The organism is Commensalibacter papalotli (ex Botero et al. 2024) (assembly GCF_947179115.1).
Classification (GTDB): Bacteria; Pseudomonadota; Alphaproteobacteria; order Acetobacterales; family Acetobacteraceae; genus Commensalibacter; species Commensalibacter papalotli.
In genome coordinates this window covers 756,755-775,464 of sequence record NZ_CAMXCI010000001.1, presented here as the reverse complement: position 1 = coordinate 775,464, position 18,710 = coordinate 756,755, and the positions used below count along the sequence as shown (strand labels likewise).

Below are 18,710 nucleotides of genomic sequence, written 5' to 3'. Positions count from 1 at the left end.
CTAACTATTTTAGATTGTTAAACAAGAAATAATATTATCGATATGGGTCTAAAAGACAAAGTTACAGTTATTACAGGAGCCCGCGCAGTTATTGGGCGGGCAGTTGCCAAAGGGTTTGCTAATGTACATATTACTTTGGTTGCTCGTCAAAAGAGATGTTTAGAAGAGGCGGAAAAAGTCTCTTAGAGATAAATTTGATGTGAGGGGTAACCCTATTTCTTCTGACGTGGCTATAGGCTGAGGGTGCTGATAACATTGCATCTCTTGTTAATAAAATCTTTGGCGGAGCGGATATACGAGTTAACAATACTGGTAGATGTTTAAACGAAACCATAGTGGAAGCATTTGAAGGTAAATGGCAGTTCTATTGGGCTTTGCACAGTTCAACTTTTTTGGTATAAACCAATTTGTAACGTTACCAAAGTAGCTTTGATGATGTTTTCTAAAAACGTAAACAACTGAAGTTATCAAGGATAACATTTGTATTAATTGTATTAATCCTGCTTTAACTTTAACACCTGATTGAATTAAAACAGTTAAAGAATTAACTATAGATACTGGTGAAGATTGGGAAGGAATATCTAGAATTTGTCGCAGTTAAATACGCGACTATTAAACGGTTTACTTATCTTGAAGAGCTAGCATTTTTTTGTTTTTTACGTTCAGACAAAGTATCTTATAGCCTTAGGTCATCTTATTTAGTTAATAGTGGTATGTTAAACATGCTGTATGAGTTATCTAAGCTTATTGTGATAAATGCTAGAGAAAAAAATATTATCTTCTGATTCGATTATCGAATTATTTCGATATATCAGTAAAGACGGAGTAAACCGTCTTTACTGATAATGATTATTCTGCTGAATCGTCAGAATTTAAAGTGATATAACGTTCAATAGTGATACGTTTGATCAAATCGAATTGTGTTTCAATAAAATCAATATGACTTTCTTCCGATGCAAGGATACCCAAGAAAAGATCACGGCTAACGAAATCATGAACAGATTCGCAATATGCGATTGCTTCACGAAGGTCTTTACAAGCTTTGATTTCTAATGCGAGATCAGATTGCAACATTTCTTCAACGTTTTCACCAATTTGAATGGTGTTTAATCGTTGCATGTTTGGAAGACCATCAAGCATTAAGATACGTTCAATGATCGTGTCAGCATGCTTCATTTCTTCAATAGATTCTTGGTATTCTTTTTTACCGAGTTTTGTGATGCCCCAATGGTTTAAAGTACGAGAATGAATGAAGTATTGATTAATAGCAGTTAATTCGTTGGTTAATTGAATATTTAAAAATTCAATAACTTTTTTGTCTTTGATCATTTTTGTTTCTCTAGGAAAGTTATAATTATATTTTGTTTCTTGTAGGCTATTTATTAACCTTACTTGGTTACCATACCACTTTTATTCACATAAGTAAAAAGCATAAAGTGAAATAAAATTCATTTTTTCAATTTTTTTTAAAAAAAAGACTAGACAATAGAGTTGAGAATGGTTATTAATATCATTATTAACAACTTTGTTGTCTTGGAGCGTTTTGGCAATGTATATTTGTTCATGTAGGGCTTTAACTGATAGGGATGTTGGTAACGCAATTCAGGGCGGTGCAGATCGCCCTAGTGCGGTCTATGAATCTTGTGGGTGCAAACCTGATTGTGGTCGGTGTGTTAACAGGATTGTTAATATGCTTAAAGAGCACAAGAAAGACGCTGTTCCTGCATAGATTTATATATTTTGTTTCTTGAACTTATCTCAGCTCGTTTGTAATGAACGGGCTTTTTTTTGTTTTTTTTAATGTAGAATTGAAAATTAATTTACCTTGTTGGTTATATCTATTACTAATGAATGAATTGAAAAACGGCATCTAGAGGGAATAATGTCAAAAAATACTGATAATATATTGGTCAAAATTGACTTTTGGATACTCGATACGCTTTTTCAACCTCTTGCGAATCGTTTGCCAGGTGAAAAGATGAATCTGCGTGTGGGTACAAACTTAGTATTGGGTTCAGTAATTTTCTCATTTGCGTTTTTGTTATTACCCATGTTTTTGTATGGTGTAGGACTGTTTCATTCAACTTATAATTTAATGTCTTGTGTGATGATGAGCTGTTTTTATGCTTATGTACATCAAAGCCAAGGATTAGTTAGGGAGGGCTTTGTAAATCCCTTACGTTACCATTTGTTTGGTATTCGAATTATTTCGATTCCCTTCGCGCTTTATAGTGTTTATATATGGATGACCGCAGGTACCTTGGTGGGGCGCATTACTTTATTTTATTGTATCAGTAATATTTTGTCTGTCTGTGGACTTTATCTAGTGTCATGTAATGTTAACCCACCTAAAAAACAGGAACATCGTAAAGCTGTATTCTCTGAAAATCCATTTTCTTAACAGATTACTGTAGTTTGAAAAGCCAGAACAATTTTATACTATGGATGTGTTTTTTCATATTGAGTAATGCGTTGCTCGGCAAGCGCTCTCCATGGAGCATCTTGAGGTGCGGCTTCCAGAGCTTTTCGGAATAAATTAACGCTGTCAGTTGAGACTTTTCCTTCTATTTGAGTTTGTAATTCAGCGATTTGAGCTGCAAGGTTGGGATCATATTGCTGATTTAAAGCTTCTTTCCATGCCACTACAGCAGCAGGTAAATTACCCCGAGAAGCCTCAATTTTACCCAAGAGTAGATATCCCTCTACTCGTTTTGGATTCATCACTGATAAGGTTGTTAATTTGGCTTTTAATTGTTCAATATAAGGAACAATTTTTTGATTCATTTCTTCTTGCTCGGCCATTCTTGGTGCCAAGGGTGCTGCGGGTAAAGCAGGAACGCCGTTCATTATGTACAATCCCATGGCCGCCATAGGAATACATAAAAGTCCCAAAGCAATGGCCACAAATCCGCTTGTGGATAACACAGATTGTAAGGGAGCTGTTGTTGCAGAAGAGGGGTCACTTTTAAGTAGTCTTCTTTGTATTTCAAGCTGAGCTTGATCATATTCCGTTTTTAAAATTAATCCATGTTCTAAATCATTTTTTAGTTCTTTTAGCTGTGATTGGTAAACACGCAATGCGGATTGTTGTGCATTGGTGACTGTCGGGGCTTTGTATAATGTTATCCAACAAGGAAGTAAACAAAGTAAGCTAAAAAGAATAATAACGATCCATAACATTTTGTTTTACTCTTTCATTAACTCGGAGAGACGTTGTCGCTCTTCTTTGCTTAGTTCTGTACTGGCTATTTTATTTTTTTTGCGCAATGTAACAAATGCCACCACACATCCTATGACCAATCCCAATACAGGCATGAACCATAAAAGAGCTGTGGTTAGGGTAAAAGGTGGACTTAAACGAATAAAATTTCCATAGCGATCTACCATCCATTGCATGACTTGCTGATCATTATCGCCACCTTTGATTCTCTGTCTGACCACTTTACGTAAATCCTTTGCTAGATCTGCACTGCTATCTTCAATGCTTTCATTTTGGCAAACTAGGCATCTTAACTGTGCGCCAATATGTTGAGCGCGTTGTTCTTGCACAGGATTTTTCAGCATTTCATCTGGACTGTCTATTCCAAAAGCAACTATTGGAGCAGAGAGGCCTAGACAAAAAAGGAAAATAAAAGTTATAAAACGCATGATTTTTTTCCTTACTTTAATAAAGAAAGAAGCGTTTGGGTGGAGTTAACGGTCAATGGCTTTGGATAATGCCATTTAATAATGCCTCCTGGCATAACCAAGAAGCTTTCTGGCACACCAGAAACACCCCACTCAATCCCAACATTACCATTATTATCCTGTCCGATACGTTGATAGGGGTTTCCGTTACGTTTTAAAAAACCCGAGACTGAGTTTTGTTTGTCTTTGTAAGCAATGCCCCAAATCGAAATATGGCTGGATAATTGTTGTAACACACTCATTTCAGTCAGGCAGGGAATGCACCAAGAAGCAAAAAAATTAATTAAAATAGGTTTAGTTTGTTGTTGCAATTCTTGTTGATTAAACCCTGTGGATGGTGGTTGAGCTGGCAAAGAAAAGGCAGGGATAGGTTTATTTAAAATGGGTGTGTTAATTTCTTTGGGATCAAAATTGCCTTTGCGTATTCCAGAAAGCATGGCCAAAAAACCACCACCTGCAACAGCGGCGGTGGCAAAGGGAAGAGACCATAATAAACGTCGACGGGTAATGTCTTGCATTTCAAACTTCCTTTATTTTTTTTCTATTGGCAGGGGTTCCAACTCTGAAACGACGATCCGTTAAAGTAATAAACCCACCAATAGCCATAATAAATCCACCAATCCAAATCCAAGGAGCCAAAGGATTATAATGTAGACGCAAGACAAATAAGGGCGTTGTTTGGGTACTATTTTTGCTGTCGCCTAAAACTGCATAAAGATCAGACATTAAATTTGTATGAATAGCCACATTTGTTATCACTTGTTTTTGGCGATCAAAGAAACGGCGCGAAGGGAGCATCCAAGTGATTGGTTTGCCATTTTTTGAAACTTTGATTACCGCTTCAGTGGAAATAAAATTAGGGCCCTGGCGATCATCTACATTAGTTAAGGTCCAATCATATCCAGCTAAATGAATAGTAGTTCCAATAGGCACCTCAACGATTTTTTGCTGGCTGGCGGCCATGCCAATAATGCCTAAGATTGTAATGGCAACGCCTATGTGTGCAATATACGTTGCATAAAAAGAGCGTGGCAGTCCGATTATACGATTATAACTATTGCTAATTGAAGTTTTAAACAAAGCAATATGCTTAATAAAGTCCGAGCAAGCGCTCAGTATAATCCATATACAAAGGCCACTAGCTAGCGCGGGTATAATTTGGTGTAAAATAAGGAAAGCAATAACAACATTTAAAATGGATAAGCATGCTGCGAATCCCAGTGTCTTTGCTGTTTGCTTGATATTTCCTTTTTTAAACGCGATGACAGGGCCTATTGCCATAACCAAGAATAAAAAGAGCGCGATTGGAATAAGGGCATTATCGAAAAAGGGTTTACCAACAGAAAGGGTTTGACCATTAATCAGCTGAATAAAAGGGGGATAAAGGGTTCCCGTTAAAACCACTGCTGACATGGTGCAGAGTAAAATATTATTTAAGACAATAGAACCTTCACGTGAAAAGAAAGCAAATATTCCTGTTGATGTCAATGTCGGTGCACGCCAAGCAAAAAGTAACAAAGCGCCACCACTAATGACGGCTAATAACAATAAAATAAATACCCCTCTGGCAGGATCAGAAGCAAAAGCATGTACAGAGTTTAAAATACCAGAGCGAACCAAGAAAGTTCCACTTAAAGAAAGGGAGAATGTGCCTATTGCCAGCAAAATCGTCCAGATTTTGAGCGATTCTCTTTTTTCCACTACTAAAGCAGAATGTAACAAAGCGGTTCCTGTCAACCATGGAAGCAAAGATGCATTTTCTACAGGATCCCAAAACCAATAGCCTCCCCAACCCAGAACATAATAGGACCACCAAGACCCCAAGGCAATGCCACACGTTAATAATGCCCAAGCCAATACTGTCCAAGGACGTACCCAACGTCCCCATGCCGCATCAACTTTACCTTCGAGTAAAGCTGCAACAGCAAAGGCGAAGGGGACTGCAAAACCAACGTAACCCATATAAAGAATAGGGGGATGAAAGGCCAGCCCAGGATCTTGTAATAAAGGATTCATACCTTGCCCATCCAAAGGTGCTGGCCATACACGAAGGAAAGGATTGGACGTGGTTAAACAGAAAAGCTCAAATCCAGCGGCACTGCCACCCATAATCGCGATGACTTTGGCACGTAAAGAAAGCGGAAGATGCTGACTATAGGTAGAGACAATGGCGCCAAAGAATGCCAAGATAAAAGCCCATAGTAAAATAGACCCTTCATGATTTCCCCAAACCCCTGTGATTTTATAAAGTAAGGGCTTATCAACAGCACTGTTTTGCAAGATATTTTGCACAGAGAAATCATCTGTAACCGCAGCTGTGACCAAACATGCAAAAGCCAACGTCAATGCTAAAAACTGTCCCCATGCCAAAGGAGAAGCCAAAGCCATTAAACGACTATTTTTGACTTTGGCGCCCATCAGCGGGATTAAACATTGTGCTCCTGCAAGGCAACAGGCCAATGCCAGAGTAAAATGACCAAATTCTGGGCTTAATATTTTTGAGATCACAGTCTTTATCCAAAGTCTATGGGTGAAGGCAAAAAATCATTCTTAACGAAAGCTGTTTTAAAAGAAAATAAGAAAATTGAAACTAAGTTGAGGTTTTATTGATATTTACAGCGTTATATTAAAAATAAGGATGAGTTTTTATATTGGAGTAGGTAATAAAAAAACTCATATTATTATTTTGGTTTTGTCATATGATCCCAGGTTTGGGCATCAGGTGGAGGGCCATATTTAGGATCCCACTTACCACTTTTACGGAGTGCTTCGGCAACTTCTTTGGGCATATAGGTTTCATCATGCTTAGCAAGAACCTCATTAGCAGTAAAAACATTGTTTTTATCCAAACTGCCAATAGCAATAACGCTTTGCCCCTCACGAAATAAATCGGGTAAAATACCAGTATAATGCACTTCAATAGCAGCTTGACCATCGGTTACTTTGAATTGTGCTGTAGGGGTTTGATCTTTGTGTGAGTAATGCAAAGAATTAGCCATAACCATTCCTCCTAATCGGATTGTTGTTCCTTGTTCAGTAGGATGGTTAATAAGCTGTGAAGGCGCTTTGAAATAAACAAGATTACTGGAAAAAGCAGAAAGGATTAAAATAATGGCAATGGCAAAAGAACCCATAGCAGACAGAGTAATCCATAATCTTTTTGTTTTACGTTTCATGATGGCTTATTGTTATTTTGCAGCTGGGAAAGTTTTTTTTGTACTTGTTTGAGTCTGGTCCAGGAATGCAAGGAAATTGTTCCAAGAGCGATAATAGTAATTCCATAAGCAGCAATCAAATAAGGTAAATGGGTCATAAAGGAATGGCCTATTCATTTAATAAAATGTGACGGATTTGACGTTCAAGAATAGCAGTTCGTAATCGAATACATACCAATGCAATAAAACCTAAAGCAAGCCCTGCAAAGCAAAAAAATAAAGGCCACATCATTGAAAAACTCATTGAAGGTGCATGGGTCAAACTGAATGTACTTGGTTGGTGTAAAGTGTTCCACCAATTAACACTAAATTTAATGATAGGTAAATCAAAAACGCCAACCAAAGCTAAAATAGCTGCAGCTTTATATCCTTTTTGTTGATCATCAAAGGCATGCAACAAGGTAATATGCCCCAAATATAAAAAGAATAAAACTAAAACAGAGGTTAATCTGGCATCCCATACCCACCATGTTCCCCACATGGGTTTCCCCCATAAAGAGCCTGTAATTAAACATAATGCTGTAATGACAGCACCAACAGGGCCGATTTCTTCTGCGGCTAAATCAGCCAAAGGGTGTTTCCAAATCAATGAGCATAAGGCACAGACCGCCAAAGCAAAATAACCACCGCTGGCTAGGATTGCCATAGGAACATGAATATACATAATTCGAACGCTGTCCCCTTGTTGCCAGTCAGCGGGCGAATAAAATAGTCCCCAAACTAGGCCAATAACTAGGCATAGTGCTGCACTAACATTAATCCAAGGTTGAATGATTGTTGCAAAGCGCAAAAAAAATCCAGGATTGGCTAGGCGGTGGATATTAAAGCGAGATTGTTGTTGAGGTGGCAAAGATGTATCTGTCATTTAAAGATATATATCATAGAACAAAAATTAACATAGTATTACTAGTGAAAGATTTTTTTTTCAATTTTACAAGTAGAATGATGATTTTTTATATGCATAATAAGTAATTATTAATGAATTTATAATAAGGAAATAAAAATGTTATTTGTTATTATGTGCACTGATAAACCTGATTGTACAGAATTAAGAATGGCTGTGCGTCCAGAACATTTAGCATATTTAAAAACCTATGAAAAATATTTAAAGCTTTGCGGCCCTTTATTAAATCAAAAAGGGCAAAGTTGTGGATCTTTGATAGTGATTGATATGGAAGATCGTCCAGCTGCTGAAGGATTTGCAATAAGTGATCCTTACGCTAAAGCTGGGCTGTTTGAGAGTGTTATTATTCGTCCTTACAAACTGGTGGCTTATGAAGGTAAAATGTTGGGGTTGTGATCAATAATTAATATTAAGTTGTAAATAATAAAAAAATTTCAAGGTAGAGAACAAGATGCGTCTTCAATATTTAAATCAGGCTGATTTGCCTACGGATTTCACTTATGATGATTATAAAGTCGGCGGATTATCAAAAATTGATTATGATCCTGTCACTGATACTTATTTTGCTCAATCAGACTTTGGGGATGATGGTAAACCAACCGCTGTGTATAGTTTTAAATTTACAGGGCTATATAATTCAGATGGTTCACCACAAATAGAATTTGAAAAAAATGCACTTGATCTCTCAAAAATTAATAATATTGACTCTATTCGAAGAGATCCCAAGGGGGATGGATTTTGGGTAACAACTCAAGAAACGTCACCTAGTATTTACCATTATCATTTAGATGGTTCTCAAACAAAGCTTGATACAATTCCAGCAGAGAAAAGTTTCAAAGGGTCAACCTTTTCTCCTGATGGGTCATATTTTGTGTCAATGGAAAGGAATTTGATAAAGGATGCAACAGGATATACACGCATAACGAAGTTTGATAAAGAAGGGAATGTTGTTGCACAATATGCATATTATACCGACAGGCCTTCCGATATAGATGCTACCCCTAATGGAATCTTAGAAATACTTGCGTTAAATGATAAGCAATTATTGGTTTTGGAAAGAGGGTTTGGTGAACGTCAAAACGCTTTGACAGACAGTTCCATAAGCCACGTCAGGATTTATGAGATTAATCTTAATGATGCACAAAATGTTTTAAATATCTCTCATTTAACTTCTGAAAATACAATACCTGTATTAAAAAAATTAATTTTCAATTCAATAAAGCCACCTATTAATCAAAGTTCAAATACCAAAGAAATTCAATTTAATAATATTGAAGGGATGAGCTTGGGGCCAACCTTATCTGATGGCAGATCGTCTTTAATATTAGTGTCTGGTAATAAAAACAGCGAAACTCAAGAAAAAACACAATTTGCAAGTTTTGCTATTCAGCCTCAATATGATTCATTACAGCTTCATTATTTAAATCAGGTTGGGCTGCCTGTTGATTATATTTTTACGGACCCGACTAGTAATTTATCTTATACAATAGGGGGATTATCAGGGATTGATTATGATCCTAAAACAGATACTTACATTGTTGAATCTGATCATCAATCTGGACGTTACCCTGGTGCTTCAGTTGGAGAATCTGTAATATATCGTATTAAATTAACCGGATTAACAGATGTAAATTCTATACCAAAAGTAGAATTCGTAAGTGCGCAACCTTTACTTAATGAAAAAGGTCAATCGATTGCTGATGCTGAATCTATTCGCCTTGATCCTAATGGAGATGGTTTTTGGTATACAACAGAGGAAAAACCCTCTGGAATATATCATTATCATAAAGATGGTTCGGTCAGTAAAATTGCAGTTCCAAATAATATTGCTACTCGTGCGCAAGATAATTTGAGTTTGGAAGGGTCAACTTTTGCACCTGATGGATCTTATTATGTTTCTATGGAGCGTAATTTAACAGGAGATGCTACAGGATATTCTCGAATTACAAAATATGATGCTAATGGTAACATAGTTGCACAATACGCATATTATACAGATAGACCATCCACAATTGATGCAACCAGTAATGGTATATCTGAAATTTTATCCTTGGATAATAATACGCTTTTGGTTATGGAAAGAGGGGATAATACGAATCAAGTGGGTGCTTCTCAAGGAGCAGCTAGAAGTCGTGTGCGTATTTATAAGGTTAGTTTAGTGGGTGCACAAAATGTTTTAGATATAGAAAATATAAATTCTACTAATACTAAAACAATGGAAAAAATTAAAATATTTGATTCACAAGATCCTTCAATTATCAATAAACTTAATACGAATGAAACAAAGATTGATAATTTAGAAGGAATGACCCTAGGGCCTAAATTACCAGATGGCCGTCAGTCTTTAATTTTAGTTTCTGATAATAATTTTAATGCAAGCCAGTATAAAACACAGTTTATTAGTTTGGTATTAGACGATGGAGATGCTTGCTTTCTAGCGGGAACTTTCATTCGTGCGCAACAGGGAATGGTGCGTGTTGAGGATATTGTACCTGGAGATTTAGTATATAGCCTGGGGCATAATAATATTTGGCAGTTACGTCAGGTGACTTGGGTGGGGAAACAAACAACAACCGTGGTTGCATATAAACATGATGATTTAGCTGGATATCCTGTTTGCATTCGCCGAAATGCATTTGAAGAAGGCGTGCCTTTTGCTGACTTATACGTAACCGCCGAGCATTGTATGGTTTTTGATGGTTGTTTTGTTCCTGTTCGTTTGTTGGTGAATGGAAAAACAATATTTTATGATCATTCATTTAAAACGTATGACTATTACCATATAGAGTTAGAACGACACAGTATTATTTCAGCGAATGGTGCTTTGTCAGAAAGTTATTTAGATACAGGAAACCGTCATTATTTTACCAGCAAAGCGCTTAGTAATTATGCTTTATCTAATTCAAAAGATTGGGATAGAGACGCAGCAGCACCTTTAATTACAAAAAGAGGTGGTGCAAAAGCTATTTTTGATTACTTAAATCTTCGTGCAGATAAGCACTTTGTTCAGCCTGTTCAAGGAAAAAAAGAAAGAACGAATAATCCTAATTTATATTTAATTACGGATGATGGGAATAAGATTGCTCCTATAAAGATTGGGGATAAAGAGGCTTTGTTTGAGTTACCATCAACCGTTAAAAATGTTCGTTTGGTATCTAGAACTTATCGTCCATGTGATGTTTACGGACCTTTTTCAGATAACCGTTATGTTCATGGTGTTTTAGTAGGTAATATCACAAGACATCAAGATTATCATAAACATATTATTGATACCCATCTATCTGGAGGTGATCTGTCTGGATGGTTACCCCAGTCTCAAACTCATGCCAGATGGACATCAGGGAATGCTTTAATCCCATTAAACTCAATAGAGAGTGCTAAAAATACAATTTTATCCATCCAGATTTTAGAAACTGGCTCTTATTTAGTAGAGTAAGTAGATTATAATTTTTAAAAAGTGAATCTTTTTTCAAAATAGATTCCCTTTTTGATAGAAGATATCACTCTTCCAGCTTTATCAATACAAAATTAACGTTGAATTGCTGGAATATTTGAAAATTGTTGCTTTTATTTCAGTGATATTTCCCTCATTGATAGTTAAAAATATTTCTGAGCTTTGTTGATAAAGATTAAAGTCACCACCCCAAGATAAAATCTCTTTGTTCTCCAAAAGGGTTTGATAAACACAATTAACAGAATTAATTGTCACATCAAAATCATGAAATATGGTGTTTTTATTTATTTCTTTTGCAAAGCTAAAGAAAAATTGATTGGGCAGAGCTTGATAAAGAGTTAGTTTATATTGGTCACTCATTGTTCACTATAAATCTTTTGTGTTTTCTGCCCATGGAATAAGCTTTTTAGTGCCTATGGCTACTATTCCCCATAAGCATATTGTCATCATAGATAAAATAAATAATGCAGCAAACATAAGGTCGGTTTGAAATCGGCTATTAGCGTTTTGCATTAAAAATCCCAACCCAGAAGACGCGCCAACCCATTCCCCAACAACAGCACCGATGGGTGCAATGGCTGCGGCGATACGTAATCCAGAAGCAAAGGAGGGTAAGGCTGCGGGGATGCGAATAAATAGTAATTGTCTTAAGGGGGAGGAATTCATGGTTTTTCCAAGTTCTATCCATTCTGGTGGGGTACGGCTTAATCCGTCAAAAAAGGCAGAGGTCACGGGAAAGAAAATCATAATCATAGCCATAACGATTTTAGAGCTAATCCCAAACCCAAACCATAAAACCAGTAAAGGTGCCAATGCAAAGGTTGGAATAGATTGGCTGATTAAAATGACTGGCATTAACCACTGCCGAATAAAAGGGACTAAACTCATCATAAGTGCTAATATCATTCCCAAGCCGCACCCTAGGATAAGCCCTATGATTGTTTCATTGAATGTGGTTAATGCAGCACTCCATAATAAGAGTTGATTGTCTTTAAAAGCGATAAAGACAGATATAGGAGAGGGCAGTAAATAGGATGGGATTCCTAAAAACAGATATATTCCTTGCCATATACACAACAAGCCAACCAACAATACTGGTATGCGAAAATAGATAGGGATAGCATTCATGAGAGGGTGCTTTTTTCAATTAACAAAGTTAATAGATTGGCTTGCGCTTGTTGCACATGTAAATCCTCTGGATGGCGAGGAATAGCGCCTTGAATAGAGGGGATATCATAAATTTGCACAGGATTTCCAGCCAGCACTTGAATATGTTCGCCCAGTCGGCATGCTTCAAAAGGATCATGCGTGATTAATATAACTGTTTTTCCCTTTAAAAGTTTAGCTGTATAATCCTGCATTTTTGCGCGTGTTACACTATCCAACGCAGAAAAAGGCTCATCCATTAAGATTATTGAACGATCCTCATATAAGGTTCGTGCCAAAGCTGCGCGTTGACGCATTCCTCCAGAAAGCTGGGCAGGATATTGGTTATAAACTTGGCTTAATCCCACTTGTTTTAAAATATCTTGTGCGCGGTTTTTATCTGCTTTTTCTTTACGTAATTTGCTGCCTAACATGACATTCTTTAAAACTGTTGCCCAAGGCATAAGCAAATCTTGTTGCGCCATATAGCTGATTTGATGGGTCATGGTTTCAGGGTGATTAGAGATGATTTGACCTTGTGTAATAGGCAGTAATCCAGCGATCATTTTAAGCAAGCTGCTTTTGCCGACACCACTGGCACCCAATAAAATACTGAATTTCCCACCAGGAAAACAAGTGCTTAATTCAGAAAAAATAGGTTTATTTTGATAATTTAGTGTTAAGTCTTGAATATGAATAGTTGGGGCAATAGATAACACAATAAAATCACTTATTTAATGAGAAGGATATAGCAAAAGGTCGAGTAATACGCGTAGGGAAGGCTAGTTTTTCATCCATGCCTCGTTGCAGGGAAAGATTAGGATTATAAAAAGGGTCATTATCACAAATTGCTTTATATTTAGAGCGGATGGATAATATTTCTTGTCGTTCTTTGCCTGCACGTATTCCTGTGTAATGATTTCCTAAAGATAAAGATTCAAAATGGGTCAGCTTGGCTTGTTGGCATTGTATGATTTTGAAATTTGCTTGACGTAACTTTAGGCAGAAATCAACATCATTATAAGCGATTTCATAGTTTTCATCAAACCCATGAACTTGTGTATATGCGCTGCGCCTAATTAACATACAAGCGGCTGTGACTGCGGAAATATCATGATCATAGGTTAAGGTAAAACGCTCAGAGTGTTCAAACCGTCCAATATGTTCACATAAATTGGCAGCTCCCATTAAAATTCCTGCATGTTGTATTTGTCCATTGGGATAGTATAGTTTGCCTCCTACAGCACCTACATTTTGATCTTGCATATGTCCCATCATAAAATCCAGCCAATAAGGTGTTTTAGGCCAAATATCATCATTAACAACACCAATAAATTCATGTTTGGCATAGCGAATACCGAAATTACAGCTAGCAGAGAAATTAAACTGATTCGTCTTTAACCAAACGATACGTAAATTTTTATATTTGAGTAAAGGACGTATATACTTTCGTTGCTGTTTGGATAAAGAATTATTCTGAGAAATAACCAAGATAACTTCAAAATCAGGATATTTTGTATTTTTTAAAATGCTTTGAATACAGTTACGAATAGTTTTAGAGCTAATTGTGGTTGGGATAATAATACTGACAGGATTATTGGTAGAATAGAGCTTTATTTTTATAGGAAAGTTTTCCTGATTAATATTGAATTGCCAGTTTTTACAAGAAAGCTGTGTATGTATAGTTTGTTGCATTTCCTTAAGAGCTTGAGCACTAGGGGCGATACGGCGGTGGCTAAGAATAAAAGGAATATGGTGAATCCTCAGTTGTTGTTCCCACACATAGAGCGCTAAAGCTAAACGATAAGCATAAGCAGTTTGAAATTTTACATGAATTTGCTGATGGTATTTTTCAATAATATCCTGACGAAATAACCATATATCTTGGGTTAAAAACCCAGAAAGTAAGGTCAACGTTCCTATTTTAGGTTTAAAACAAGGAGAGACTCTTTGATTGTTATGATCTAACAGATCAGAATCTGCATAAAGTGCAGCTGGAAAGTGATGTCGTGCAGCTTGATCTGCAAAAATAGCTGAGGCATGAGCAGGTAATATTTCTCCGTTTTGCAAAATGGCAACATATGTGTGCTTTGCTTTTTTAGGTGTTTCCCATTGTTGATCGACCCCATTATCTATGTCAGTATAAGTGGAATCCGAAGAACCATAAATTTTCAAATTAATCTTAGGCCAATCCGTAACATATTGGCTTTGGTAAAGAATTTCTTTTTCTTTCTTTCTCCAAACATCATATAAATTCAGCCATGTATTATAAGATAAATTGGTGTCAGATTGAGTATAATTTTGATTTAACGCAGTACGTAGACGTTTTTTTAAATGTTGAGGGGAACCAATAAATACTTTTAAAATTGATACAGGGTTCAACAATACTAGTAAACCAGCTGCAATTAGTCGTGATAATGGAATGATTTTAATAGAGGTTAATTTGGATAGAGATTTGGTATGTTCGATTGAGGTAATGCCAATTTTTTGACTATTTGGCGAAATATATAGAATACCCATTTTGTAAGAAGAGCAAAGAAAGGGAGTTGATTGTAAATATTGAGTTTCCTCCCACTCTTGGCTGTCGTCGTGGTACAAGGACATCAGATAAGGCAGGGATGTTTGGTTTTGAGAAATTTTACAAAGAATAAAACACCATTGATTTTGGTGCTTTTTACCCAAAGGATATTCTATAAAATCAGGATGAGTATAGGGCATATAGAATCTTTATAACAAAATAATAACACAACAGCTTTTATTAGGGACTAATTTATTTAAAAATTCAAAATATATTTTAATAAAATAAACAACTTAAAAATAAAGTATTTTATAAGATTATCGAAAAATTTTACATAAAATTATTGTAATTTATTTATTATCTTATATATTATGTATTAATTGCAGTGATAACGATACATTGCTTTTTGAATTGCAAGGTTTCAACAGTTTTTATGAGCGAATGGATCATGATCAATGCAGAGTTTTTTTCATAATTATAAACCAAGTAATATCGTTGCCCTTATTTTATTAGGAGGCACAGGATTATATGATTCTGCTGGTGCTGCAACACCACAAACGAATATTGTGCATAGCAATGCAAATAGCAATGGCGTACCCAGCAATTTAACAGGGTTGAAAACAGTAGATACAGGACAGGGATGGTATGCTTGTGCCGAGACCGTACAAAGCTGTAATTTATGGAATGCCGTAAAAGTTGTAAATATCGATCCTTATCAAAATATAAAATTTGATATGGGAAAATTTTCCGTTAAATTTCCCAAGGGCCGACCAACGCTTTCTTTTGATAATGATAAAGTGGTTTTATCTGTTGGGGGAATGTTTCAATATGATGTTGGAGGGTTTGTTGGGACGAATGCTAGGGATAGAGGCCCCTCTATGTCAGGTGTGCGTAACCATTTGAGGCGTGGTCGTTTTATCGTAAGTGCAAAATATAAAGATTTTGTAGTAACCGTAACCCCTGACCTTGGAACATCAGGTGTGCAAAATGATTCTCTGTTTGAGGCTTCTTTGCGTTATCAGGGTTTTCATCATACTTCTCTTGATATTGGGTTGTTACAACCTCGTGTTACTATGGAGGATGCTGAAGGTTCTAATCTTTTTGAATTTGTTGAGCGTCCGATGGTTGTTGATCTTGTTCGTAATATTGCCGCAGCAAATGCGCGTTTATCCCTTGGTGGAACGCATTGGGAGAAAAGATATATTGTCGCAGCTTATGTAACAGGACCACGTTATGGATCTTATAAAAACTTTCAAGATAATCAGGTGGGGGGTGTATTTAGATTAGCAGGCCGCCCTGTGATTACGAAAGATATTGATTTACATGTTGGTGTTTCTGGTTCTTTTGCATTTCATGGTGAAAATCGAAAATATTCAATGAATACAGGACAAGAAGCTCAGATATGGCTTACACGTCCTTTTTTAAAGACCAGAACCATTAATGGTGTCGATAGCATTTGGAGTGTAGGGCCACAAGTCTCTTTGCGGTACAAGAGATTATTATTTACCTCTGAATATTATTCTATTCATATGCAAAGAGTTGCTGTTAATGGAGAAAATGCACCTAATTTAAATTTTCCAGGATGGTATGTAAGTGCAAATTATACACTTTTTGGGCAACCTCGGATTTATGAGGCACAAAGAGGAGTATTTATTACCCCTATTGGGCCAACATTTAATCCAGCAGCAGGATATTGGGGTGCATTAGAGTGGTCTGCACGGTGGAGTGTTATGGATTTAAACAGCCATAAAAATCGGTATAATAGTGATAATAAGCTAATAGGTGTAAATGGAGGCAAGCAAACAGTTTGGTCTACAGGGTTTAATTGGTATCCTTCTTCTCAAGTGAAAGTGATGTTGGATTATAATCATATTCAAGCCTCTTCTTCTTTAAGAAATGATTATAACCCCAGGGGGAGAAACAGCAATTTGATCATATCTCGCTTGCAATATAATTTTTAAAATAAAGCTAAAGATACAAGGTGGTTATATTATCTTTTATTATTACATGACCAAAATGTTACTTTTATATAAAATATAATCATACATAAGATCATACATAAATTGTTTTACTGATGAATAATTGTTAAGAAAGTAGGCAGTTAAACCCATTATGGTGTGAGATATGTGTATATATAAAGAAGAAAAGCGCAAGAATGATCGTTTCGTTATATCATACTTAATTGGTATTGGTGTTTTTATATCCTGTGGAAATATTTCTCTAGCTCAAAATATTACGACAACCCAAACTACAAAAAAGACCAAAAAATTATCTGAGGCACAACAACTTTCTGAGCTAGGTGAGCAAAAAACAGATTTTGGACAAGGTTACTACATATGTGCAGAAAGTGAAAAAACATGCACAATGTGGAATGCGATTAAAGTGGTAAATCTTGACCTCTATAAAGGCATAAAATATCGTATTGGTGGATTGGATCTGACCTTCCCCAAAGGAAGGCCTACATTGATTTCGCAAGATAAACATCTTAAAATTTCTTTGGGTATGGTTTTTAATTATGACGTCGGTGGGTTTATTGGTCCAGATAATAAATATGGTGAAAATGTTGCAGGATCTCGTGGATATATACGCCGTGGACGCTTTACTTTGGGTGTTCAATATGATGATTTTGTTTTAACGGTTAGTCCTGATTATGGTGAGTTTTTCAGAGGTACCTATAACCTGTATGAAGCCAACCTAGCTTACAAAGGTTTCAAAAATACAAATATTGTTATTGGATTATACCAACCCAGATCCTCTATGGAAGATGCAGAGAGCTCTACGGGTTATGAATTTATGGAACGCCCAGCCATTGTTGATGCCGTGCGTAATATTGCAGGCGGAGAGCCCAGGTTAACATTTGGCGCACAACATTATGGCAAGCGTTATATGATTAGTGCTTATATAACAGGGCAACGTTTAGGCGAGGCTTTTCAGCAAAATTTTACTAATAATCAGATTGGTGGCGTATTTAGAGCCGCAGTTCACCCTATTGCAACCAGAGATATTGATTTGCATTTAGGAATGTCCAGCTCTTTTGCACTACATGGTGATAATAAAAAATACGGGATAAGTGCCAGACAAGATGCGCAATTATGGCTCAGTAAGCAATATATCCGCACAGGAACGCTGCAAGGAGTTGATAATGTTTGGTCGATGGGTCCTGAGGTTGGGTTTCGTTGGAAACGTGCAGTTTTACAATCCGAATTTTATAATATTCATCTAAGCCGAAACTCTAGTTATGAAGAATATAGGCCCAATTACAATTTTAAAGGTTGGTATATTTTATCTTCGTACACAATTTTTGGTCAGCCTCGTACATATAATCAGGCAAGAGCGATTTTTGAGCCACCTAAGGGACCTTTATTTAATCCAGCGGCAGGATATTGGGGAGCTTTAGAATGGAATGCGCGTTTTAGCCAAATGGATCTTGACGATCGTGTGCATAGTTATAGCTCTTCTGGTAAGTTCCAAGGGGTGCAAGGAGGAAAACAAACTATGATTACCACTGGGGTTAATTGGTCTCCATCACAGCATATGCGTATTATGCTAGAATATCACCGTGTTCATGCTACTGGGTCAAAAGGAAATAGATATAATTTATATGGTAGAAAAAGTGATTTTATTACGTCCAGATTGCAGTTTTCGTTCTAGTAAGAATGATTCTATGTCTAGTTTTTATTATATTTTAGTAACTAATATCTTAATAGAATTATCAGATAAATAGTGTCGTATGAAGACTATCGTTAGTTTTACAAAATATAAAACGGTTAGAAATATTTTAATTGT

The 18,710-nt window shown here is 36.3% G+C and carries 19 protein-coding genes; 7 read left to right on the top strand and 12 right to left on the bottom strand.

All coding sequences use genetic code 11. The features are described 5' to 3' along the window. Positions 1-42 precede the first annotated feature (42 nt). Entirely contained in the window at positions 43-186 is a 144-nt protein-coding gene (locus QMN76_RS03535; RefSeq protein ID WP_282023760.1) for a hypothetical protein, read from the top strand. A gap of 663 nt (positions 187-849) precedes the next feature. Here QMN76_RS03535 and bfr read toward each other — a convergent pair. Next, the gene (gene bfr, locus QMN76_RS03530) at positions 850-1,329 is read right to left on the bottom strand and encodes a bacterioferritin (RefSeq protein ID WP_034336318.1); all 480 of its coding nucleotides are present in this window, start codon (positions 1,327-1,329) and stop codon (positions 850-852) included. A gap of 220 nt (positions 1,330-1,549) precedes the next feature. Here bfr and QMN76_RS03525 point away from each other — a divergent pair, with 220 nt between their 5' ends. Both QMN76_RS03525 and QMN76_RS03520 read left to right on the top strand, forming a co-directional pair. Further along, complete coding sequence (locus QMN76_RS03525) at positions 1,550-1,729, top strand: (2Fe-2S)-binding protein (RefSeq protein WP_034336320.1); 180 nt, start codon at positions 1,550-1,552, stop codon at positions 1,727-1,729. 153 nt (positions 1,730-1,882) lie between these two features. Then, positions 1,883-2,401, top strand: a complete 519-nt coding sequence (locus QMN76_RS03520) for a hypothetical protein (RefSeq protein ID WP_034336323.1) — start codon at positions 1,883-1,885, stop codon at positions 2,399-2,401. Between the two features lie 38 nt (positions 2,402-2,439). On the opposite strand, the gene ccmI is transcribed toward QMN76_RS03520, so the two are convergent. The 7 genes from ccmI to QMN76_RS03490 form a co-directional block, all read right to left on the bottom strand. Next, on the bottom strand, positions 2,440-3,180 hold the full coding sequence (gene ccmI / locus QMN76_RS03515; RefSeq protein ID WP_282023761.1) for a c-type cytochrome biogenesis protein CcmI: 741 nt from the start codon (positions 3,178-3,180) through the stop codon (positions 2,440-2,442). Between the two features lie 6 nt (positions 3,181-3,186). Next, entirely contained in the window at positions 3,187-3,648 is a 462-nt protein-coding gene (locus tag QMN76_RS03510; protein WP_034336329.1) for a cytochrome c-type biogenesis protein, read from the bottom strand. Positions 3,649-3,659: 11 nt separating this feature from the next. After that, entirely contained in the window at positions 3,660-4,205 is a 546-nt protein-coding gene (locus tag QMN76_RS03505) for a DsbE family thiol:disulfide interchange protein (RefSeq protein ID WP_282023762.1), read from the bottom strand. A 1-nt stretch (position 4,206) separates the two neighbouring features. Beyond that, a complete protein-coding gene (locus QMN76_RS03500; protein ID WP_282023899.1) occupies positions 4,207-6,183 on the bottom strand; it encodes a heme lyase CcmF/NrfE family subunit in 1,977 nt (658 codons plus the stop codon). A 185-nt stretch (positions 6,184-6,368) separates the two neighbouring features. After that, on the bottom strand, positions 6,369-6,863 hold the full coding sequence (ccmE, locus tag QMN76_RS03495) for a cytochrome c maturation protein CcmE (protein ID WP_034336335.1): 495 nt from the start codon (positions 6,861-6,863) through the stop codon (positions 6,369-6,371). Then, complete coding sequence (gene ccmD / locus QMN76_RS11000; protein WP_084051490.1) at positions 6,860-7,000, bottom strand: heme exporter protein CcmD; 141 nt, start codon at positions 6,998-7,000, stop codon at positions 6,860-6,862. Before ccmD ends, ccmE begins: the two co-directional genes overlap by 4 nt. An 11-nt stretch (positions 7,001-7,011) precedes the next feature. Beyond that, a complete protein-coding gene (locus tag QMN76_RS03490) occupies positions 7,012-7,767 on the bottom strand; it encodes a heme ABC transporter permease (protein WP_051461777.1) in 756 nt (251 codons plus the stop codon). Positions 7,768-7,905: 138 nt separating this feature from the next. Here QMN76_RS03490 and QMN76_RS03485 point away from each other — a divergent pair, with 138 nt between their 5' ends. Together QMN76_RS03485 and QMN76_RS03480 are read left to right on the top strand one after the other, a co-directional pair. Further along, positions 7,906-8,202 carry a YciI family protein gene (locus tag QMN76_RS03485; RefSeq protein WP_034336338.1) on the top strand — a complete coding sequence of 99 codons (297 nt, stop codon included), beginning with the start codon at positions 7,906-7,908 and terminating at the stop codon, positions 8,200-8,202. A 55-nt stretch (positions 8,203-8,257) separates the two neighbouring features. After that, positions 8,258-11,242: an esterase-like activity of phytase family protein gene (locus QMN76_RS03480; RefSeq protein WP_282065737.1), complete on the top strand. Its 2,985-nt coding sequence runs from the start codon at positions 8,258-8,260 to the stop codon at positions 11,240-11,242. Between the two features lie 81 nt (positions 11,243-11,323). On the opposite strand, the gene QMN76_RS03475 is transcribed toward QMN76_RS03480, so the two are convergent. The 4 genes from QMN76_RS03475 to QMN76_RS03460 are packed head-to-tail and all read right to left on the bottom strand — an operon-like array spanning position 11,324 to position 15,124. Next, positions 11,324-11,620 carry a hypothetical protein gene (locus tag QMN76_RS03475; RefSeq protein ID WP_282065736.1) on the bottom strand — a complete coding sequence of 99 codons (297 nt, stop codon included), beginning with the start codon at positions 11,618-11,620 and terminating at the stop codon, positions 11,324-11,326. Positions 11,621-11,626: 6 nt separating this feature from the next. After that, positions 11,627-12,388 carry an ABC transporter permease gene (locus QMN76_RS03470; RefSeq protein ID WP_282065735.1) on the bottom strand — a complete coding sequence of 254 codons (762 nt, stop codon included), beginning with the start codon at positions 12,386-12,388 and terminating at the stop codon, positions 11,627-11,629. Next, the gene (locus QMN76_RS03465) at positions 12,385-13,125 is read right to left on the bottom strand and encodes an ABC transporter ATP-binding protein (protein WP_282023766.1); all 741 of its coding nucleotides are present in this window, start codon (positions 13,123-13,125) and stop codon (positions 12,385-12,387) included. The genes QMN76_RS03470 and QMN76_RS03465 overlap by 4 nt, the downstream gene beginning before the upstream one ends. A 7-nt stretch (positions 13,126-13,132) precedes the next feature. After that, a complete protein-coding gene (locus QMN76_RS03460) occupies positions 13,133-15,124 on the bottom strand; it encodes a glycosyltransferase family 2 protein (RefSeq protein ID WP_282023767.1) in 1,992 nt (663 codons plus the stop codon). Between the two features lie 255 nt (positions 15,125-15,379). Between QMN76_RS03460 and QMN76_RS03455 the strand changes: the two genes are divergently transcribed. Then, on the top strand, positions 15,380-16,885 hold the full coding sequence (locus QMN76_RS03455) for an OprO/OprP family phosphate-selective porin (RefSeq protein ID WP_282023768.1): 1,506 nt from the start codon (positions 15,380-15,382) through the stop codon (positions 16,883-16,885). A gap of 163 nt (positions 16,886-17,048) precedes the next feature. Next, the gene (locus tag QMN76_RS03450) at positions 17,049-18,575 is read left to right on the top strand and encodes an OprO/OprP family phosphate-selective porin (protein WP_282023769.1); all 1,527 of its coding nucleotides are present in this window, start codon (positions 17,049-17,051) and stop codon (positions 18,573-18,575) included. The last annotated feature ends 135 nt before the right edge of the window (positions 18,576-18,710 follow it).